This window comes from Lachnospiraceae bacterium oral taxon 096 (assembly GCA_018141845.1).
Classification (GTDB): Bacteria; Bacillota; Clostridia; order Lachnospirales; family Lachnospiraceae; genus F0428.
The window spans coordinates 797,599-817,804 of the sequence record CP073340.1; the positions used below are offsets into that span (position 1 = coordinate 797,599).

Sequence of the window (20,206 nt, forward strand, 5' to 3'; positions counted from 1 at the left end):
ATTATTTTGCCTCCTTATTTTTTATAAATTTTCGAACAAATTGTGTGACCCGTCCAGACACACCCATAACAACAATGGTAGAAACCACAGTGATAATCGCAAATGGAATGACGACAGGTCGCAAATCTGGCCAAACCACAATGAGCCCAGCAGCCGCAGGAATAAACATAATTGGCATAATATCAATTAAAAGCAGTGCTGCCATTTTAATTTGATTGAGCCGCAGTGCTCCTGTCTGTAGCGCAATGAGCACAATGACAAGTCCATAGATGCTTGCAGGAACAGGCAGAGGAACAATGGAATGAAGTGCTTCGCCAATAAAACTGATGGCGAGAATAATCATAAATTGCTTGATGAATCTCATAAAATCTTCCCCTTTTCTTAATTTAAGCTGTGTATCATTTTAGCATAAATTAGAGGGTGTGATGAAAGGAATTGAAAATAATTAGAAATTTGGCTGATTTGTTAATAAAAACAGAAAATAGTTAGGCAAAGTTGTGTAAAAATAAGTGTTGTGATATGCTATGATGAAGAAAAAGGAGGATGTAATGAAGGATAGAGTTTATGTATTTATGGCAAATGGGACGGAAGAAATAGAATGTCTCACTGTAGTTGATATTTTGCGACGGGCAGGAGTCGATACAATTCTCGTATCAATGAGAAAAGAAAGAAGCGTTGAAGGGGCACATGGCATTTGTGTGGAAGCAGATATTTGTTTTGATGAGAGCGACTATTCAGGAGCAAAAATGTTGGTGCTTCCTGGGGGACTTCCAGGGGTAGACCATCTCTTTGCCCATCAGGGGCTCAAGACCTTGTTAAAGGACTTTGCAGATAAAGGTGGAGATATTGCGGCCATTTGTGCAGCACCGAGTATTCTTGGAAAGATGGGCATTTTAAACGGAAAGAGGGCAACTTGTTACCCAGGTTTTGAGGAAAGCTTTGGCACAGGAAAATATACTGGCGAAGCAGTGACTGTGGATGGAAATATTATCACAGGAAGAGGAATGGGCTGTGCAGTTGATTTTTCCCTTGCACTTGTAAAGAAACTTGTTGGAGATGAGATTGCAAGAGAGATTAAAGTTGGCATTCAACATCCTGATACATTGAAGTAGAAAAAGAAAGAGAAATTTGGAGGAATAGAATATGGCATGGTATGAGAACTCAGTTTTCTATCATATTTATCCGTTGGGGCTTTGTGATGCTCCAAAAAAGAATGATTATCAAGTTACGGAGCATCGCTTGAAGAAGGCTTTACCATGGATTTTACATGTAAAGGAAATTGGTTGTAATGCGATTTACATTGGTCCATTGTTTTCTTCAGTGGGACATGGCTATGAGACAACAGATTATAAAAAGTTAGATGAGCGCTTAGGAACAAATGAGGATTTAAAAGAATTTGTTTTGGAATGCCATAAGAATAAGATTCATGTTATTTTTGATGGGGTGTTTAATCATGTGGGAAGGGATTTCTTTGCCTTTCAAGACTTATTAAAGAATAGAGAGAATTCACCATATCGAGATTGGTTTTGCAATGTCAATTTTTATGGAAACAATGAGTACAATGATGGCTTTTCTTATGACAACTGGGGCGGTTATAACTTACTTGTCAAATTAAATCATCAAAATCCAAAGGTGAGAGAGTATATGATTGATGCTGTTGACTATTGGATTAAGGAATTTGATGTCGATGGAATTCGATTAGATGCCGCTGATGTCCTTGACTTTACCTTTATGCAGGACTTGAGAAGATTTACAGATCAGGCCAAGCCAGAGTTTTGGTTGATGGGTGAGGTGATTCATGGAGACTACACAAGATGGGTTAACCAAGAAGTTCTTCATTCAGTGACGAATTATCAATTGCACAAGGCCCTCTATTCGGGACACAATGATCACAATTACTTTGAGATTGCACATACCATTCGCCGCTTTGTAGAACTTGGAAGAGAGCGTGCCAATGTATTTTATAATTTTGTGGATAATCATGATGTGGAGCGCATACAGACAAAATTGGTACACAAGCAACATTTTCATCCTGTGCACACATTGCTCTTTACTTTGCCAGGAATTCCATCCATTTACTATGGATCAGAATTTGCCATTGAGGGAAAGAAGGAAAAGTTTTCAGATGATAGTCTTCGACCAGCACTCCACATTGAGGACTACAAGGGTGCCCTAAAGACAAATCCAGCCACAGCTTTAATTTGTATTTTGGCCAATGCCCATCAACAGGTGAAGGCACTCTATGCGGGGGACTACAAGGAATTGATGCTCACCAACCGCCAATATGCCTTTGCAAGACATTTCGAGGATAGCACAGCAATTATTGCTGTCAATTGTGATGATCATGAGGCCAATTTCTCACTTTCTGCACAGGCAGGTAAAGAATATACCGATGTCATTTCGGGTAGAAAAGTGACTTGTGATGGTCAACTTAAATTTTCTTTGGGTGCGAATAGTTCTGCAGTATGGGTTATGGATAGCGAAGTTCCATTGGTAGAGAGAATCAATGAGACGGTAGCTAATACAGTTGAGATCGAGCCAGATACTACGCCAGAGCCAAAAATCAAAGTGGAAAACTCAGAGATTACAGAGCCAGAGGTTGAAGTCTGTGTGTCAGAGAAGATGGTCGCAGAGGATCAGATTGTTGAGCCAGAAGTTGTCGAGCCAGAAGTAGAAGAGGGAGATATCACTGAGGAAAGTAAAGAAATAAAATCTTCTCCAGTAGAAATTCCAAAAAATCTTTCCTATGAAGAGATGAGTGTCGAGCAATTGCAACAGTGCATTTTGGAGAAAATGGCAGCCAATGGACCAGTGACTGAGCAGATGAAAAAGGAAGTCAAGGACAATGTCTACCACAATTCATTGCTCAATTGGGTAAAGAGTTTCCGTTAACTTTTTATAATATAACAGCCAGAAAACCCATGGTCTTTAGACCGTGGGATGAATGGCGTTAGGTTTACAACATATATATTTTACTTAAATACTATCATTTAAAATATATGCTATAATGCATATATAGGAAATCCTATTTCCGAGTCTATGAAAGGAGAAAATTGTATGTATCTTACTGTAAAACAACAAGTGAAACATCTGTCCAAGGAAGATTACATCACAATCAGGGAACTTTGTCATACGGCTAAGAATCTTGCTAATGAGGCAATCTATAATGTGCGTCAACATTATTTTACAGAAGGTGAATTTCTCAAGTATGAGAAGAATTACACTCTTTTAAAGAATAGTCCTAATTATAAGGCCTTAAATTCCAATATGGCACAGCAGATACTGAAAGAGGTTGATGGCTCGTTTCAGTCATTTTTTGGTCTGCTTAAACTTGTCAAGCAGGGAAAATATGCTTTTATGGATTGTAAACTGCCACATTATCTTCCAAAAGATGGATACACAACACTGATCATTGGTTTTGTAAGACTTAAGGGTAATCAGCTGATACTTCCGTTTTCCAATAGTTTTAAGAAAACGCATAAGTCTGTTGAAATTACGATACCACCCATACTTCTTGATAAGACGATAAAAGAGATACGCATGATACCGAAAGCGAATGCAAGGTTCTTTGAAATCCAGTATATATATGAAGCTGAATGTATTCAAAGAAATCTAAACACAAACAACGCACTTGCACTTGACCTAGGTATCAACAATCTCGTAACAGCCGTATCAAATAGTGGTCAATCGTTCATTATTGACGGGAAAAGACTGAAATCGATCAATCAGTGGTTCAATAAAGAAAATGCCCGTTTGCAATCGATAAAAGATAAACAGCATTTTAGTAGAAAGCCTACAAATAGACAAAAAGCAGTTGCTCGTAATCGCAACAATAAGGTGAACGACTATATGAATAAAACTGCTCGTAGGGTGATAGATTATTGTATCATCAATAATATAGGTACGCTTGTTGTTGGTTACAATGAGACTTTTCAACATAACAGTCATATTGGAAAGCAAAACAATCAAAATTTTGTAAATATCCCTTATGGACAGTTGCGTAACAAATTGGAATATCTTTGCAAACGAAATGACATTGTTTTTGTAAAACAGGAAGAATCCTATACATCGAAATCATCTTTTTGGGATAGAGACGATCTCCCTGTTTACAATGCCGATAATCCAAAAGAGTATCCGTTTAGTGGCAGAAGATTACATCGTGGTCTATACAAAACGGCAAGTGGTAAAACAATCAATGCAGATGTTAACGGAGCATTAAATATCATGCGTAAAAGTAGTGTTGTGGATATGAATATCCTATACAGTAGAGGCGAAGTGGACACGCCGATAAGAATAAGGATTGCCTAATTACTTAGGTGGAAACTTAAATATCAAACTTCTTAAATAGAGCTGTTAGGCTCTTAGAAGCCCATTACCTTTAGGTGATGGGTAGTTCACTTATCTACTTGGCAGAAAAAATTTGTTTCTATCAGAAAAAGACTTGTTTCTAGTAAAGAGAGGTTCCTCATGTTAGACTAATATCAATAAAAAGATAACAAAGTGTGGAGTGCAATGCCAGAGTGAAGAAATTTGAAGATGGTAAGTTATATGTTGATCTCAAAAATACAGATGGCAAGGAAGAAGAAAAGATAATCTCAACAGATAGTGTTGTGTTATGTGTCGGATATGCCAGTGAAAATGGCTTGTATGATGAACTCAAGTATGATGTTTCGAATTTATATAAAATTGGTGATGCAGAAAAGGTTTCCAATATTATGTATGCGATTTGGGATGCATTTGAGGTGGCCAATATATAGAATAAGATTAATTTGATATGGATAGCGAGGTGGATGTCCCGCCTCGTTATTTTTTTGCTTCTATTAAATTTTGTAGAACTCACAATTAGGGAATAAAAATCATAAAAAGAAGCTGCCGCTTCACGATTGATCAAGCGTTAAAGCGACAGCTCCCCATTTACTTCAAATGCTGTTTTTTAGAATAAAAATAGGCAACAATCGGCAGTACAACATAACCGATAAGCATTGCAATAATGGCGTACCAGTTCAGGCTCTCTGTGCCATTGGCGTTGCTCAAAGAAAACTGACCCTTCCAGTTAAACTTATAGAGAAGGATAAGGGTGAGCACCACAGAAAGTGCGGGAAAAATAACATCGGTGATGACATTTTTTTGGGCATCGATAATGTCTTCTTTTTGTTTTCCCAAGAAGAAGACAATGACACTGAGTGGCACAATAATAAATTGTGCAAATCGTGCAATAGAGCTAATAATCATAATTCCTTGCATATCATAGCGAAAGGACATTGGAATGATAATAGCAAGTGCCGCTGTGAGGATAAACGCATTTAGAGGAATATCTTTACTATTGCGCTTTGCAAATATTGAAGGCATGATGCCATCTTTTGCCATGGCCTCACAAACTCTAGGTGTATGAAAGGAGGCTGCTACATTGATACCAAACATAGAAACAAGTGCACCGAGGACAATAATTCCCTTAATGAGTCGGTTGTGAAATACGGCTGCAAGGACAACCACATCTTTTGAAGTGACCAGTGCCACAGGATTAATCATCATAGCAACAAAGACAATGCCAAAGTAGATGGCAGCAATGATGCCAATGGCCAGAGGGATTGCTCTTGGTAAATTTTTTTCTGGATTTTCCATATCACTTGCACCAGAGGCCACACTCTCAAATCCTGTAAATGCGTAAAAGGCAGAAATAACAGCAGTGACAAATATTGTCGAATTCATTTTGGAAATAAATGCCTTGCCAGAGGCATCGGTGAGAGCATCAATTTCGTGCATATGATTTTGACCAGTAGTGACAATAATGATAAAACCAGCAATAATCGTGATCCCCAGTGCAGCCATTTTTCCAATGGTGGAGAGATTGCTAATGATTGTCAAGAAGGCAGTGCCCTTTAAATTAATAAAAAGTAAAATGAGCATCAAAACCAAAAAGCCTATGGTGACTTGGATAGAATCTTTGTCATTCAGTCCGAGAATAGAGAGGACATTTTTAACCACACCGGTTGCCATTACACCCCAGGCAATTCCTGAGGAGACAAAGCGAGTTACACCAATAAATAGACCAGCATTGTCACCAAAGGCTGCCTTGGTGTAGGAGTAGGCAGCACCATTTCTGACAACATATTTGCTGGCTGCAGCAAAGGTGACAGCTAAGACAGCAGCAAATATGGCAGCACAGATGTAGATAAATGGTGCAAAACTTCCAGCTTGCTTACTCACACCGCCGGGAGAAAGAAAAATTCCTGTTCCAATAATGGAATTGATGGTCAAAAATACAATGGACCAAAAGGTCATTTTTTTTGTTGAATTATTCATCTTTTTTCCCTCCAGCGGTGACAATGAGAGCAGAAAAGATCAGATTCATTTTGGCTACGCTTTTGTGAAGCATTTCAGGATGCCATTGAATAGCTATCAGAAATGGATAATCTCTGTGTTCAATGGCTTCAATGATGCCATCACTTGTCCTTGCAGTTACAGCTAAACCTTTGCCGACTTCTTTTACTGCTTGATGGTGGAATGAATTTGTTAGTAGTTTCTCTTCTTTAAAAATCTCAAATAGTTTTGAATTTCTTTCAATCGTTACGGTGTGTGTTGGAAGCTGAGGATTCTTTGCCTGATTGTGCATAATTACCTTGTTTTCAAAATCACTTAAATCTTGATAGAGTGACCCACCAAAGTAAGTGTTAATGATTTGAATTCCTCGACAAATTCCAAGAATAGGCTTATTTTCTTCCATTGCGTATTGAATTAATTGAAAATCAAATTGATCTCGCTGTGGAAAAGTTTCTCCTAATTTTGGAGATGGTTCTTCGTTGTAATTTAGTGGTGAGACATCTTGTCCACCGGAGAGAAGAATGGCATCGACAGCTCGAACCTGTTCTCTGACAATTTCTTTATCTTCATTCAATGGAATCATCAATGGAATGCCTCCATTTTGGACAACAGAATCAATGTAATCATCATTGACATAGGCACGGTGATAGCCAGCAAAATTTCCAGAACTGTCGGTGATGATATTTCCAGAGATTCCAATGATTGGTTTTTTCATAAAATCAACTCCTTTTCTATTCAACATACAAAACCTATATAATATATAGTATTTTCAGTATAGCAATAAAAAATAGGGAAAGCAAGCGAATTTGAAAATAGTTCAATTTTTTTATAAAGCTTGTATAATAAAGGAAGAGAGTGTGGAAGAGAATCGGTGAGGTATAAAAATTACAGCAATTCAAGAAAGGAAAAGGAATCCCGTCTTCCGTCGAAGTACTATGAAAGTTCCGACGTTTTAAATTTCTAATAAACCATTTGATTTTGCGCAATTCTTTTAAACCCTTTATTTTAAAGGCTTTTCTTACATAAAAGGGGATGTGAAATAAGTCCCTAAAAGAAATAGGACCATTCGTTCATGCGAAAGGTCCTACTTTTGTGGTAAAATTAACTTGCAATGAAAAATTTACCCAACACTTATTGTAATTCAAAACAAGGATATTTACCACTGTTTTTTTCAGATTGTTTGGATCTGCTGGATCCTGTTTTAACATTTGACAGATTGATAGGAGGAATCGATTTAAACAAGTATCTGACGGATATTCCGGAGTACACAACCGGACGACGCAGATATAATCCGGTCAACATGTTAAAAACAGTACTTTTCGGATTTATGACTAGCGGTTACTGCTCTCTGAGAAAACTGGAAGACAACTGCAAAGTTAATATCAGGTTCATGTATCTCATGGATAACCGGACTCCATCATACAGAACCTTTGGATATTTCATCAATAAAATACTTAAAGATAAGATTGAAAACATTTTTAACGATATCAATCATGCTATCTTTAACGAGGAGCATGTAGATCTGCAACATCTCTACATCGACGGCTCCAAGTTTGAAGCAAACGCAAACAAGTATACCTGGGTATGGAAGAAGGCTACCGAAAAGTTCCGTTACAAGCTTTACGAAAAAATCACTGCGGAGATTGAGGAAATTAATACAGAAATCGCATGGAGCGGGGTGCAGATTACAACAAACACAGAGTATTTACCGGATTATTTGAGTGAAATCGCTGAGCAACTAGTACTTTTATGGGAACTGGATACAAGCACATTTGTCTACGGAAGCGGAAAGCGAAAATCCAAAGAACAGCGTCATTATGAACACTTGACTACTTTCTGTCAGAAACTTCAAGAATACATACAAAAAATTGAAATCTGTGATCCTAACCGAAACAGTTACTCTAAAACAGATAACTCCGCTACTTTTATGCGTATCAAAACAGATTACATGGGAAATGATCAGCTTCTGCCGGCATATAATGTACAGATTGGTGTAGCAGATGAATATATTGCAGTTGTTGACGTAAACCATTATCGTTCGGATATGGATTGTTTCGTTCCTTTGATGGAGCACTTCAAACAAACTTATGGATTCTACCCCAAATATCCTGTGGCATATGCCGGATATGGCTCATACAACAATTATATTTTTTGTGAACAGAACGGCATTGAAAAGTATATGAAATTTCCAATGTTTAAAAAGGAAACTAAGGATCGGAAATATCATGAAGATCCATTTCGTGCAGTTAACTTCAGAATTGATGATCAAGGATTCATGAGATGTCCTAACGATAAAGTATTCCATTTTTTATGCAGAAAAAATGTGAGGGGAAATCAGTACGGACGCAAGGAAGAACTGTATGAATGCGAAGACTGTAGCGGATGTCCATATGCAAAGAAATGTAAGAAGACAGATAAGAATCGAACTGTTCGGATCAATCAGGAACTAACTTCCATGCATCAGGAAGTAATCGAAAACCTAGAAAGTATCCACGGTGCGTTATTACGAATGAACCGTTCGATACAAGCAGAAGGCACTTTCGGAATTATGAAAAGCGACCGTTGGTACAAGAGAATTGTCCGAAGAGGTATTCATTCAGTCAAACTGGAAGTTTTACTCGTGGCGATAGGCCATAATTTATATAAATATCAGAAAAAAAAGATGAGAAACAGAGCTGCCGCATAGATTCAAAAAAAGAATTTCTATGGGGTAGGGGAACTGCGCTTTTTTTGCGTATGATTTCAGCCATTTATACAAAATAAAGGCAAAAAGGAAGATGCGAAAAAACTCAATCGAGTTTTTTCACATCTCCCTCTTGTATTCATTGCATGGAGTTACAAAGCAGTAAGAAAGGTTAAGCCCCCTAAAATTACTCCTGCTGAATTAGGAATAATGAGAATCCAGTCCTTTTTCGGTTCTTTAGTCCACCCATAAATAACCCAAATCAGGCAAGAAATTGCAGCAAATAACGGTTGAAACGGTTGCGCTTTGCTCCCTTGTAAATTAGCGTAAATTTGAGGGATATAGGCAACAAAGACAAAAATTCCAAGAAATGCTCCAATAGACCCTACCAAAAGATTAAGTTTTTGTTTGGTCATCTGTTTCTCCTTTCTCTTGATACGATTTCTATAAATCATTAAATAATATCGTAAATATCTATTTTTAATAAATCCATGGCGATAAATTATAATATTTTTTTATTTTTGTCAAATCCCCATAGCTTCATTGGCATAATCCAAGTCAATCTGTATTATAGCATACTTCATTTTCCTTTTTCAACCTTTTTATTCCCGTCTTCCGTCGAAGTACTATGAAAGTTCCGAAGTTTTAAATTCCCATTGTGTGCAATCGATTTTCTAAAACCTAAATAAATCCTGATATCTCAACATTTTAAGTGCCTTGGTTAAGGCATTTTTTTGTTGCAAAAAATTTTCATATATGTTATAATAATAGTACTTCATAGTACTCTATGGGAGGTGCTTTATGGCATACTATTTAAGGCGTGAAAAAAAGAAAAATGGAGTCTATCTCCAGATGTATGAATCATATTGGGACAGAGAAAAGAAACAGCCACGTTCAAGAAACATTGAGTCTTTTGGGTATGTCGAGAAACTTGCATCTGAAGATATGCCCGATCCAGTGGCTTTCTATACTGACTATGTTAATTCAAAAAATGAAGAGCGTGCCAAAGCTCTTAACGATGAAACGCGCCCACGCTCATTTTCGTCTGCAATCGAAATGAATATAGGGCATTTCATGCTCCACTCACTCATAACAGAACTTAATGTTAAAGAGACCATAGATGTCCTTGCTTTACAAATGCGATTCCAATTCTCAGTTTACGATTTAATCAAACAGCTCATCTATGCAAGGGTTATCCTGCCATGCTCAAAATCCAAGACTGTATCACATGTATTCCCGCATCTTTATAGGGGTGTGCACATTTCAGAAGATCAAGTTTATGACGGCTGCTCTTTTATAGGGGAGTCTTATAAAAAATATATAGAACTCTTTAACCATTGCTATGGAGAGCATTACAAAAGAAACTTGCACAATGTATTTTTTGACTGTACCAACTATTACTTCGAAATTGACCTCCCAGGTGAGGACAGACAGAAGGGACCATCAAAAGAAAACGGACATTCACCAATTATAGGACAGGCACTGCTTTTGGATGCTGACCTTGTTCCCATGGCAATGCAGATGTATCCCGGAAATGAATCAGAAAAACCATATATCAGAAAAATCATTGAAGAAATGAAACAGCGTTATAAGGTGGAAGGAAAGACCGTACAGGTTGCCGACAAAGGACTTAACTGTGCCAGAAACATTTACTCCGCTGTTAAGGAAGCTAAGGACGGATATATTTTTTCAAAATCAGTACATGGAAAAAATCTCAGCAATAAAGAAAAACAGTGGCTTTTGCTTGAAAATGATGTAAATGTATTTACAGATTACCATGATGAAAAGGGACATTTGTTGTTTCGTATTAAGTCCTGCACAGACAGATTTTCATACAGTTTTACTGATACCGATCCTGAAACAGGCGAGGAGATAATCACAAAATTTTCAGTAAAAGAGAAACGCATTGTTTCTTACAACCCTGACCTTGCAAAAAAGCAGAAGGCTGAAATACAGAAAATGGTAGACAAAGCTGCTAACTACTCAACTTACAAAAACTTAGCCAGAGAAGATTTGGGAGATTCAGCAAAATATATAACCATAACAAACAAAGATAAGTCAGGAAAAAATATAAAGCCTTTAATAGAGATTAACCAGTCTAAAATTGATGAAGATCTTAAATATGCTGGTTATAATCTTATGGTAACCTCAGAGCTTGATATGGAGCCTTTGGATATTTACAGGACATACCATAGTTTGTGGAAGATAGAGGAGTCTTTCAGAATTACAAAATCATATCTTGATGCACGCCCTGTTTATGCACGAAAAAAAGAAACAATCTATGGGCATTTTTTAATATGCTATCTTAGTCTGTTTCTTTTAAGGGTTATGGAAATCAAATGTTTTAAGAACAGAATAAATTCCTATGACTTAATCAACTTTATGCGTGATTTCAGAATAGTGGATAGGGGTGACGGAACATATATTAATATTTCAAGGAACCAGGCTGCTAACGAGAAAGTCAAAAAGGAAACTGGTCTTAGCAACCTCGATGCCCTGTATCTTACTAAAGATGAAGTAGATAATTTCTTCGAAAACTGTATGCTGATTTATTAGAGTACTATATTTTTAGAGAAACGACGGAAGTCAGGTCCCATATGTTAAAGAACTGAGAAAACTATAATGCAGAACTTTATCGAAAATCCGATCTACCACCTGTAGATTATGAGATTACCGTAGAGCAGGCACTCATGCTTGTCAGAAACCAAGGTTATAAAATCAAGTCATCAACTGCATAGCCTTAACATTTCTAATATTCAATTTTTAAAGTAGCCACCGGAAGATGGCTTATTTGTCGTGTGCTTAGGGTAATGTATTCCCTCTACTTTTCATTTTCAATCTTCACCTCCCTCCTTGAAAATTTACAAAGAAAAAAAACGATAGTTTTTCTTCTATCGTCTTTGGTAACCATCTTTATGAATTTTTTTATTTTACAAAAAGTAATTTATAATACTATCTTCTTCCATTTTCTGATTTTGGTTCTGCAAGATCCAAAAGGTGCAACAGTATTCACATGAATAAACTTATATACTTCCCATACTGCTGTTTTAGTTGCTTCATAAATAAAATCCTTTCGTTTGTTGTAGGCTCCTCCCACTACCCTTGGGTGGTGGGAGGAGCCTTGTAAATTGGTTACACGCATGATATACTATTAATATAGAGAAAACCGTTGGGCTTTAAAGCCGAAGGCACTCTTAGTAGATTGAAAAGTATATATGAGGTTGTGGCAAAACAAAGCTTGTTGCCATGTAAAATATACTCAAGTAACCGACTGTACGGCATGGGAAACGCTTATCGTGAGATAACAAAGTACCTGATACAGTTGTATTAGAGCATATCTTTAATACAAAGGGTGTTGTCAACCACCCTACGATGTAACGCCACTTTAGATAACAATATCTATTGGGGTTTAAAGGTTGGAGACGTAAGTTGTTACTACGACTGGGTAGTTACAAGCTCATTACTTTTAAGTGATGGGTAGTTGACATGCAAATCCCTTTATTAAAACAGCATCCTCCGTGAAAAAAACATATTGAACCATTGTCTATAAGATATCTTAAATCAGTTTCACTTTCTTCTTTTGTTATTATTCTAAGATACTCCTCCGAAGGATCAGTCAAGGCATTGTCGAGAAAATATAATGCTTCAAGTTCGGTTCGCATATTACCGCAATCCATATATTTCATTCCATACTCCTATTTTAAATCAGTTTTTTTATATCTTCCGGAAACTCTTTCAATATCTGCTGTATATGTTTTTTCAAAAAATATATTAAAATTATCCCATACAGTTTCTGCATCAGCTTCTGTAAGTTCAATCTTTAAACGGTATGCTATACCGGTTTTGCATCTTTTCTTTCTTCCTGTTTCATCAGCCTTAAATACCTTTGTACTGCCCTTATCAAATTCCCAATCCTTATCATTTAGTGTCGGTATCTTTTCAGACAGTATTTCCTTAAACTCAGATATATTGTCAGAAAAATATTTACAAGCTTTTTCGAAAATTTCTAAATTTTCCATTTTTATTATTCCTTATATGATATTAAATCTGCTCTAATCTCACGATCAAAAATATCAGTCGACATCCACCCACAAATGATATTTTTCACAGTGCAAACATCTAAATAAATATCCGCAAATTGATCCGTCTTTTTCCAGATATGCCTCCACATCATTAAACTCTTTTCGTTTATTGTACTCTTCAAAGACTTCATCTGAAATTCCCATTTCATTCAATTCTTTTGTACCTACACTACCCAGAAATGCACAGTAATCGTTACAACAAGAAAGCCAATATTCACCCTGCCAACTCAAATATCCCGGTGTTCTGTGGAACAGTTCATCATTCTTTTCCTCATCAGGTTCAAAATTCCATTCAGTATCTTGAACAAATTCAGCATCAAACTTCTTTGCCGCCTCTCCGTTTGAAATACAAACCGGGCAGAGATTTTCTACATTTTCCCTACTGTATGGAGTGGTAGCATAATATACTGTGCTTCCCTTACCGCAACAAGGACATATCATTGCTTCTCCTTCTATAAATGCTCCTGTACCTATAGGATCCGGATGATATTTGAATTTCGGTAATAATTTTTTGCGTTTATTTCTTTCAATTTTTTCCTTTGCATTTAACGGTCTTTTTATTGCAAATCTGTCACCATGACTTTTACTTAAATCTTCTAATACTGAGAACTTTTTTAACTGCTTTTTATCCTTTTTATCATAAATACCCGCATACAGTTTATATACACTCTCCATCATATACAGCTGTTGATAGACATCTACCAACACTTCCATGGCTTCTTTTTTTGTATGCTTTGACAATCTGTCTGCAAATTCATATAGTGCCAATACACTTTCACTGCTCTCATTTTGTTTTATAAAATTTTCTTTTAAGCTTATATATTCTTTTAGAAATTCATTCATTAATAATTTCTACCTCTTTCTATAATCAAAGCATGTTATAATATCTTTTTACATACTCTATAAACTCATATATATCTTTAGATACCTCTTCCATTTCAAATGATCCTAGTGCTCCTAAATCATTTTTATATATGGTATCGTCCGAGTCCTTTTTTATAAAGAAAGCCAAATCTCCATCTTGACCTATCATAAAAAATTCAAGCTCATATTCTTCTACTTCATATGTGGTATTTCTTTCTTCTAAATCTCTCTTTTCATACAGAATAATTCCTGTATTTTCTACTGGAAACCCGTCACTTCCTTCAATCTCTTTTAAAAACTTTTCATACATTTTAGGAAGATTTGTGTTATACATAATCTGCGCCTCCTCATATAATCAAGTGTTTTTTTATTGAAAATTCAAGGTTTTTCAACCTTTCATATCTCAGTGAATAAGCCACAGCTATGAGCATTTCGATGTATCAGGTACTGAAATAGTGGTTAAAAGGTATACGAAATAAAACGTCATTGATTTCCGCTTTACTGGCCTTGTGTATACCCATCCCTCTATGGCAGCTAACCTCCTATATCCACCAGGATCATCTCTGTCTCCAGAGATCCTAACTTCCTTCGTCCTGCCTGCCCATAACCAGGGTGTCAGCTATGCTCCTTAACGGGGTCATATGCCCCATGGTGACTATTTCTGCCGACTACTGGCTCATTCTTTGTATTATTGATTACTGACTCGCTTCCTGTTCCAGCACTGTGATCAGTGGACGTTATCTGTTACATTCTGCTTGTTCCAGTGGCTGTCCACATGACAGCCTCCATTATAGTTACTTGTCTTTCTTACGCAGCCTGTAGATAAACTGCCGGTCTCTTGATGTCACTGACCATCTTTTTCGGATCATAATCCACACCTTTTGTCAGCATTGCATAAAAGACACGTATCAGCTTGGCTGCAATCGCCATAAGTGACTGCATTTTCTTCAACGGATTCAGCCTTCTGGTTGTGTAATAATTATGGAGTTCTCTGAACTCCGGGTTCTTCGCTACAAGCGACATTGCAACCTCAAAGAGCAGGTATCTGAGTCTCTTTCGACCTCGTCTGCTTATTGTTGTCTCGCCCTTGTGCTTTCCCGAACTACTTTCAACCAATGCCAACCCTGCAAGCTTCTGCAGTTCTTTCGGCGTGTTAAAACGGCTGATATCACCTACTTCAGCAAGGAATCCTGACACTGTCTTGATTCCCACACCTTTGATTTCCAACAGCTTCTCAGCCATCGGAATCTGCTTTGCCAACCCTTCAATCAGAGTCATAACTTCCTGAAGACGTATGTTTCTGGATTCATAATCCTCCAGAAGCATTCGGATTTCCATTCTTGCAGATACTGCTCCTTCTTTGCTTCCGACGCTGTGCTCTGCAGCTTCTATCAGGGTCTTCGCCCTCGCTTTTCCAACTGCTCTTAACTTCGCATCACGCCAGATTTGGTTCACTCCATCGATACCTAATGTCAGGATATCTTCAGGGAGTGGTGCTGCTTTAAGGATTAGCATTCCGCTCTTGGCATCTGGATTTCCGTATACCGTTTTATATTCAGGAAAATATATATTGAACCAACGACTGATCCTGTTTTGAATTCTTGTAAGTTCCGCCTGTAACTGGAATCTTATGTTTGATGCTGTTCTAAGATCAGCGTAAACACCATCCGGCAGGTATGGGATCATGTAACGTCCCTCTCTAACTAATCCTGCTATAACTTTCGGATCCTTACGGTCATTTTTAGTTGGATTATTGTCATCGAGTTCTTTTGATTTTTTCACATGGTGAGGATTTACAAGAACCAGTTTCATTTCATTATCCTGTAGAAACTTTCCAAGATTGAACCAGTAATGCCCGATCGGTTCCATACCTGGAACCACCTTATCCTTCTCATGTCTTTCTTTGAGATCCAGGATCCATTCCTTAAGTGTCACAAATCCAGTCTCTGTGTTACTAAATTTAAAAGGTTTCTTTGAATACTCAATTCCGCTGTAATCAAAAGCTCTGGCGTAGTGCGTCTCACTTCCGACATCAATCCCAAGTACCAAAGTTTTTTCTGTAATAGCTTCAATTTTTGCGTTCTGTGTGTTAGACTTCATTGTAGATACTTCTCTGTTTAATAAGATTGTTACTAACCTGCCAGTCAGTAGTCTTATTGTACTCTGAGGTATTTTCAATTTTCAGCATCCACGTTTTTTATTATACAGGAAGCTCCTTATATGTACATAATAGCGTACGCTTTTATTTTTTTCAATAATAATCCGACAAAAAAGCCGAAAAGTCTTGTCATTCAGTTGAAAAGAGCGTAACCAGAATACCTTGACACTCCCCACAGCTTGCGCAGGGGGTTACGACCATCAGAAGCCTTCTAAATAACTTTTCGATGCACAGGCGATAAAATATGCTATAATATGTATATAGGAAATCCTATGAATTTCTCAAGTATGAGAAGAATTACACTCTTTTAAAGAATAGCCCTAATGATAAGGCCTTAAATTCCAATCAACATAACAGTCATATTGGAAAGCAAAACAATCAAAATTTTGTACATATCCCTTATGGACAGTTCACATCCGATTATTGCTGTTTTACTTGCAGGTCTTTGCACAATCATAAAGTAGGAAGAGGGGATAACATATGAGTATGCCGTTTAATGAGATTACATGGATGATGATGTCCTATGTAATCAAGAAACCATTGCAAAATAAGTATGGAAAGGCAGCTGCGAAGCAGTATATCAAAAAAGCAAAACCGATCTGTAAACAGATGTTTAAAGATGTGGATGATATCGGAAAAGGAAATCCAATGCAGGGAAATATCTACGGTGCATTTCCACTCATGGCAATTTGGAAAGCCGCAGATGGAGCAATTACGCCGGAAGATTATGCAGTCGTGATCAAAGAAATGATGGATAAGCCGATTGTAAAGAAACATATGTCACACGGAAATTTCAATAATCCGGATGATAGAAAGAAACTAAAGGAAAAATTCATTGCAAACAAAAAATGGGTTGATGAACATCCCCAATACAAAGATTACACTTGGGACTTTAACTTTGATGAAAATAAACCAGAGTATGGGGCTTACTATCACTTTACAAGATGCCCGTTAAATACATTTGCAAGAAAGTATGGATTTTTAGAGATTCTTCCAGTGATGTGTAATATGGATTATCTTACAGCAAATCTAATGCATGCCACACTGCACAGAGAACATACATTAGCCACTGGCGGTAAGCTTTGTGATTATTGGTTTGTTGGAGATGAGCATCATGAATGAGAATGAGATAGACAAAGCAATCCACGGCATTTTAGGAGGAAAAACATTATGATAAAAATCTGTTTCGTCTGTCATGGCAATATTTGTCGCTCCACAATGGCGGAGAGTGTAATGACCTATTTGGTAAAGCGTGTGCATCAAGAAAAAAATATTGTGATTGCGTCAGCGGGGACGAGCAATGAAGAATGTGGGAGTCCAGTGCACCATGGGACGAGGGAGGAACTCAAAAAAAGGCATATTCCATGTGTGGAGCACAGGGCAAGACAGCTCACAGAGAGTGACTATGGGGAGTATGATTATCTGATCTGTATGGACAAGCAAAATATTAGAAATGTTCATCGCATTGTTGGAGAGGATGTTTGCAAAAAGGTCCATTTATTGCTTAGCTTTGCAGGAAGAGAGAATATTGAAGTCGCCGATCCTTGGTATACAGGAGATTTTGAAGAGGCATTTGAAGACATTTGGGAGGGATGTACAGGGCTTTTGACAGAAATTTTGCACTAAAGATTGTGGATAAAGATTGCCGAAAATGGCTTTTTGCATTAAAATAGAAGTCATAGATAAAGTTTTGACGCAGAGAGGAAAATAATGCTAGGGAAGACACATTTTTCGGTGGGAATGGCCGCAGGGATTGCTATTTGTAGACCACAGACAATGCCGATGTTAATTGCAGGTGCAGGGCTTGCTGCTTTTGGAGGAACAATTTGTGATATTGATGTTGAGACATCGGATGCACATGAACAGGTAGATCGGATGTTAGTGGTGGCGGTTATCATGGTTGCTGCAGTGGTCGTGATGGATTTTATTTTTCGAGTGGGAATTTATCGTCGATTGATGGCCAATAGCAATATTGCACGGGTGATTATTGGGTCGTTGGCTTTTTTGATGATTTGTGCCTTTGGAAAGGAACAACCGCATCGGTCGTTTATGCACTCATTTTTGGCATTGGCAATGCTGAGTATTTGTGTATACATTATTTTTCCTGATATGACGCCATACTTTATGGTTGGGTTTATGTCGCATATGTTTATTGATGTCTTTAATCGAAAGAGGGAGAAGTTTTTTTGGCCTGTAGGGAAGGGATTTTGCCTACACTGGTGTTCAGCCAATGGGATAGTGAACAAGATCTTATTTTATGTATCAACGATGGCCGTTGTGTTGTTTGTACTTACTTCAAGACCAGTATTTCACATGGCAGATGCATTGCTCGGTTTTCTACATCGATAGACGAAGTAAAAAAGGGGGAATTGGATGAGAGCAATAAAAATAGCATTTGCCTATGTGGGCGTCATTATTGGAGCTGGATTGTCGTCGGGGCAGGATATTATGCAATATTTCCTAAGTTTTGGAAGAAAGGGACTGATGGGTATTGTGGTCTTGGGGATACTCAATACATTGTTTGGACTGGTGACCATTACCTTGGGGAGTTATTTTCAGGCAAAGCATCATGACGATGTACTGAAAGAAATTGCACCAACACCTATTCGAAAGTTAATTGATATTACTTTAGTGTTTACAGGGTTTGCGATGTCCTTTGTAATGATTGCAGGAGCAGGGTCAAATTTGCGTCAGCAATTTCATCTTCCATTTTTTGTGGGTGGATTCGTTTGCTCGGCACTTATTATTGTTGTTGCCTTTTTGGATTTTGAACGCATTTTGGAAGTTATTGGTGTCTTTACTCCATTGATTGTCATTATGATTGCAATTATTACTGTGTATACCTTTGTGGGAAAGAGCTATGACTATGCAAGACTGGATGAGGTGGCAAAGAGCATTCGACCGGCAACCAACAATGTGGTCGTTTCCGTGATTAATTACTTCGCTCTCTGTGCAGTCAATGGTGTGTCGATGGCCTTTGTTATGGGTGGTTCCGAAAAGAGAATTAAGGAAGCAAAAATTGGTGGTGCCTTGGGTGGATTTATTGTGGGATTGATTGTGATCGCAGCAGCATCTTCACTATTTGCCCATTTGGACATCGTTAAGGATGCCGATATTCCAATGCTTGTCATTGTCAATCGCATCAATAAAATTTTTGCCCTGATCTATGCCATCACTATTTTTGCCTTGATCTTTAATACAACATTTAGTTTGTACTTTGCGACAGCAAGAAGATTTGATGGTGGAAGTGTCAATAAGATGCGGATAATCTTGATTGCACTGGTTGTATTGGGATATATTTGTAGTTTCTTTGGATTTAAGACATTGGTATCGATTATGTATCCAATTCTTGGATATATGGGAATTATTATTGTTATTGTCTTGGGCATTGCCTGGGTGAGATTGTCAAAGGACATTTCTGAAAAACAATCTTTGCAGGCAAAGTCAAATTAGAAAGGTAAGGGATGTGCAGTCGATGGCTGCACATTTTTTATATGGAGAAGGGAGTTTAGAAAGGATGGAAACCATGAAAGCCATGAAAACCATGAAAACCATGATAGATTTTAAACACTTTGAAGAAAAAGTAAGAGAAGATTATGCAAATTTGACTAGGACTTTGATTCAAAGAAATAAAACGATAACGACAATGGAGAGTGCGACGGGCGGACAGATTGCATCACTGATCACAGACACGGAGGGAGCATCTCAAATTATAAAGGGTGCAATGGTGACCTACTCTAATGAAGCAAAAATAAAAATGGGTGTGCCAAAAGAGGTGATTGAAAAGTATTCTGTCTACTCGAAGGAGACAGCAGAGGAAATGGCACTGTCCTGCAAAAGGTTTTATCAGGCAGATATTGGTGTGGGTGTGACAGGGACGATGGGAAATATTGATCCCGAAAATCGAGAAAATTCTGAGTTAGGAAAGGTCTATTTTGCCATTGCAACAGAGAGAGGAGTAAAAAGTTTTGATCTTGAAATCAAACCACAGCCCTCTCGTCTATCCTATAAGATGATGGTAGCAGAAAATATTTATATTCATCTGATACAAATCTTGACAGATGAAAGGGAATGCAGTATTCTATAAATAATTAAGCA

19 protein-coding genes and 2 pseudogenes are annotated in these 20,206 nt (G+C 37.5%); 11 read left to right on the plus strand and 10 right to left on the minus strand.

Annotated features, from left to right (window positions below; all coding sequences use genetic code 11):
* Window position 1: 1 nt before the first annotated feature.
* A complete protein-coding gene (locus J5A74_04040) occupies window positions 2-364 on the minus strand; it encodes a CidA/LrgA family protein (protein QUI96486.1) in 363 nt (120 codons plus the stop codon).
* A 184-nt stretch (window positions 365-548) separates the two neighbouring features.
* Here J5A74_04040 and J5A74_04045 point away from each other — a divergent pair, with 184 nt between their 5' ends.
* From J5A74_04045 to J5A74_04060, 4 genes are all read left to right on the plus strand, one after another.
* Window positions 549-1,112 (plus strand): DJ-1/PfpI family protein, encoded by a 564-nt coding sequence (locus J5A74_04045; GenBank protein ID QUI96487.1) that lies wholly within the window; start codon window positions 549-551, stop codon window positions 1,110-1,112.
* A gap of 31 nt (window positions 1,113-1,143) precedes the next feature.
* Window positions 1,144-2,892: an alpha-glucosidase C-terminal domain-containing protein gene (locus J5A74_04050; protein ID QUI96488.1), complete on the plus strand. Its 1,749-nt coding sequence runs from the start codon at window positions 1,144-1,146 to the stop codon at window positions 2,890-2,892.
* A 165-nt stretch (window positions 2,893-3,057) separates the two neighbouring features.
* On the plus strand, window positions 3,058-4,308 hold the full coding sequence (locus tag J5A74_04055) for a transposase (protein ID QUI96814.1): 1,251 nt from the start codon (window positions 3,058-3,060) through the stop codon (window positions 4,306-4,308).
* Window positions 4,309-4,520: 212 nt separating this feature from the next.
* Window positions 4,521-4,757 (plus strand): hypothetical protein, encoded by a 237-nt coding sequence (locus tag J5A74_04060; protein ID QUI96489.1) that lies wholly within the window; start codon window positions 4,521-4,523, stop codon window positions 4,755-4,757.
* Between the two features lie 157 nt (window positions 4,758-4,914).
* Here the strand turns inward: J5A74_04060 and J5A74_04065 are convergent, their stop codons facing one another.
* Complete coding sequence (locus tag J5A74_04065; GenBank protein QUI96490.1) at window positions 4,915-6,303, minus strand: APC family permease; 1,389 nt, start codon at window positions 6,301-6,303, stop codon at window positions 4,915-4,917.
* Window positions 6,296-7,063, minus strand: a complete 768-nt coding sequence (locus tag J5A74_04070; GenBank protein QUI96491.1) for a gamma-glutamyl-gamma-aminobutyrate hydrolase family protein — start codon at window positions 7,061-7,063, stop codon at window positions 6,296-6,298. Before J5A74_04070 ends, J5A74_04065 begins: the two co-directional genes overlap by 8 nt.
* Before the next feature lie 369 nt (window positions 7,064-7,432).
* Between J5A74_04070 and J5A74_04075 the strand changes: the two genes are divergently transcribed.
* Window positions 7,433-9,007, plus strand: a complete 1,575-nt coding sequence (locus J5A74_04075) for a transposase (protein QUI96492.1) — start codon at window positions 7,433-7,435, stop codon at window positions 9,005-9,007.
* A 149-nt stretch (window positions 9,008-9,156) separates the two neighbouring features.
* On the opposite strand, the gene J5A74_04080 is transcribed toward J5A74_04075, so the two are convergent.
* A complete protein-coding gene (locus J5A74_04080) occupies window positions 9,157-9,420 on the minus strand; it encodes a hypothetical protein (protein ID QUI96493.1) in 264 nt (87 codons plus the stop codon).
* Between the two features lie 385 nt (window positions 9,421-9,805).
* Here J5A74_04080 and J5A74_04085 point away from each other — a divergent pair, with 385 nt between their 5' ends.
* Window positions 9,806-11,560: an IS1634 family transposase gene (locus J5A74_04085; GenBank protein ID QUI96494.1), complete on the plus strand. Its 1,755-nt coding sequence runs from the start codon at window positions 9,806-9,808 to the stop codon at window positions 11,558-11,560.
* 388 nt (window positions 11,561-11,948) lie between these two features.
* Here the strand turns inward: J5A74_04085 and J5A74_04090 are convergent.
* The 6 genes and pseudogenes from J5A74_04090 to J5A74_04115 all read right to left on the minus strand — a co-directional run bounded on the left by J5A74_04090 (window position 11,949) and on the right by J5A74_04115 (window position 16,050).
* Window positions 11,949-12,062, minus strand: a pseudogene (locus J5A74_04090) (ClbS/DfsB family four-helix bundle protein).
* Between the two features lie 429 nt (window positions 12,063-12,491).
* Window positions 12,492-12,690, minus strand: a pseudogene (locus J5A74_04095) (hypothetical protein).
* A gap of 9 nt (window positions 12,691-12,699) precedes the next feature.
* Window positions 12,700-13,023, minus strand: coding sequence for a hypothetical protein (locus J5A74_04100; GenBank protein QUI96495.1), 324 nt, complete (start codon window positions 13,021-13,023; stop codon window positions 12,700-12,702).
* Between the two features lie 54 nt (window positions 13,024-13,077).
* Entirely contained in the window at window positions 13,078-13,929 is an 852-nt protein-coding gene (locus J5A74_04105; GenBank protein ID QUI96496.1) for a CbrC family protein, read from the minus strand.
* A 25-nt stretch (window positions 13,930-13,954) separates the two neighbouring features.
* Entirely contained in the window at window positions 13,955-14,284 is a 330-nt protein-coding gene (locus J5A74_04110; GenBank protein QUI96497.1) for a hypothetical protein, read from the minus strand.
* Window positions 14,285-14,757: 473 nt separating this feature from the next.
* On the minus strand, window positions 14,758-16,050 hold the full coding sequence (locus J5A74_04115) for an IS110 family transposase (GenBank protein QUI96498.1): 1,293 nt from the start codon (window positions 16,048-16,050) through the stop codon (window positions 14,758-14,760).
* 538 nt (window positions 16,051-16,588) lie between these two features.
* On the opposite strand from J5A74_04115, the gene J5A74_04120 reads away from it, so the two are divergent.
* From J5A74_04120 to J5A74_04140, 5 genes are all read left to right on the plus strand, one after another.
* A complete protein-coding gene (locus J5A74_04120) occupies window positions 16,589-17,230 on the plus strand; it encodes an L-2-amino-thiazoline-4-carboxylic acid hydrolase (GenBank protein QUI96499.1) in 642 nt (213 codons plus the stop codon).
* Window positions 17,231-17,278: 48 nt separating this feature from the next.
* The gene (locus J5A74_04125) at window positions 17,279-17,734 is read left to right on the plus strand and encodes a low molecular weight phosphotyrosine protein phosphatase (GenBank protein QUI96500.1); all 456 of its coding nucleotides are present in this window, start codon (window positions 17,279-17,281) and stop codon (window positions 17,732-17,734) included.
* Between the two features lie 84 nt (window positions 17,735-17,818).
* Complete coding sequence (locus J5A74_04130) at window positions 17,819-18,457, plus strand: metal-dependent hydrolase (protein ID QUI96501.1); 639 nt, start codon at window positions 17,819-17,821, stop codon at window positions 18,455-18,457.
* Between the two features lie 24 nt (window positions 18,458-18,481).
* Entirely contained in the window at window positions 18,482-19,561 is a 1,080-nt protein-coding gene (locus J5A74_04135; protein QUI96502.1) for a hypothetical protein, read from the plus strand.
* 100 nt (window positions 19,562-19,661) lie between these two features.
* Complete coding sequence (locus tag J5A74_04140) at window positions 19,662-20,195, plus strand: CinA family protein (protein ID QUI96815.1); 534 nt, start codon at window positions 19,662-19,664, stop codon at window positions 20,193-20,195.
* The last annotated feature ends 11 nt before the right edge of the window (window positions 20,196-20,206 follow it).

Excerpts from the sequence above, each read along its gene's own strand:
- J5A74_04040 (QUI96486.1), bottom strand. The coding sequence starts at position 364 with ATGAGATTCATCAAGCAATTTATGATTATTCTCGCCATCAGTTTTATT.
- J5A74_04045 (QUI96487.1), top strand. The coding sequence starts at position 549 with ATGAAGGATAGAGTTTATGTATTTATGGCAAATGGGACGGAAGAAATA.
- J5A74_04050 (QUI96488.1), top strand. The coding sequence starts at position 1,144 with ATGGCATGGTATGAGAACTCAGTTTTCTATCATATTTATCCGTTGGGG.
- J5A74_04055 (QUI96814.1), top strand. The coding sequence starts at position 3,058 with ATGTATCTTACTGTAAAACAACAAGTGAAACATCTGTCCAAGGAAGAT.
- J5A74_04065 (QUI96490.1), bottom strand. The coding sequence starts at position 6,303 with ATGAATAATTCAACAAAAAAAATGACCTTTTGGTCCATTGTATTTTTG.
- J5A74_04070 (QUI96491.1), bottom strand. The coding sequence starts at position 7,063 with ATGTTGAATAGAAAAGGAGTTGATTTTATGAAAAAACCAATCATTGGA.
- J5A74_04075 (QUI96492.1), top strand. The coding sequence starts at position 7,433 with ATGAAAAATTTACCCAACACTTATTGTAATTCAAAACAAGGATATTTA.
- J5A74_04080 (QUI96493.1), bottom strand. The coding sequence starts at position 9,420 with ATGACCAAACAAAAACTTAATCTTTTGGTAGGGTCTATTGGAGCATTT.
- J5A74_04085 (QUI96494.1), top strand. The coding sequence starts at position 9,806 with ATGGCATACTATTTAAGGCGTGAAAAAAAGAAAAATGGAGTCTATCTC.
- J5A74_04100 (QUI96495.1), bottom strand. The coding sequence starts at position 13,023 with ATGGAAAATTTAGAAATTTTCGAAAAAGCTTGTAAATATTTTTCTGAC.
- J5A74_04105 (QUI96496.1), bottom strand. The coding sequence starts at position 13,929 with ATGAATGAATTTCTAAAAGAATATATAAGCTTAAAAGAAAATTTTATA.
- J5A74_04110 (QUI96497.1), bottom strand. The coding sequence starts at position 14,284 with ATGTATAACACAAATCTTCCTAAAATGTATGAAAAGTTTTTAAAAGAG.
- J5A74_04115 (QUI96498.1), bottom strand. The coding sequence starts at position 16,050 with ATGAAGTCTAACACACAGAACGCAAAAATTGAAGCTATTACAGAAAAA.
- J5A74_04120 (QUI96499.1), top strand. The coding sequence starts at position 16,589 with ATGAGTATGCCGTTTAATGAGATTACATGGATGATGATGTCCTATGTA.
- J5A74_04125 (QUI96500.1), top strand. The coding sequence starts at position 17,279 with ATGATAAAAATCTGTTTCGTCTGTCATGGCAATATTTGTCGCTCCACA.
- J5A74_04130 (QUI96501.1), top strand. The coding sequence starts at position 17,819 with ATGCTAGGGAAGACACATTTTTCGGTGGGAATGGCCGCAGGGATTGCT.
- J5A74_04135 (QUI96502.1), top strand. The coding sequence starts at position 18,482 with ATGAGAGCAATAAAAATAGCATTTGCCTATGTGGGCGTCATTATTGGA.
- J5A74_04140 (QUI96815.1), top strand. The coding sequence starts at position 19,662 with ATGATAGATTTTAAACACTTTGAAGAAAAAGTAAGAGAAGATTATGCA.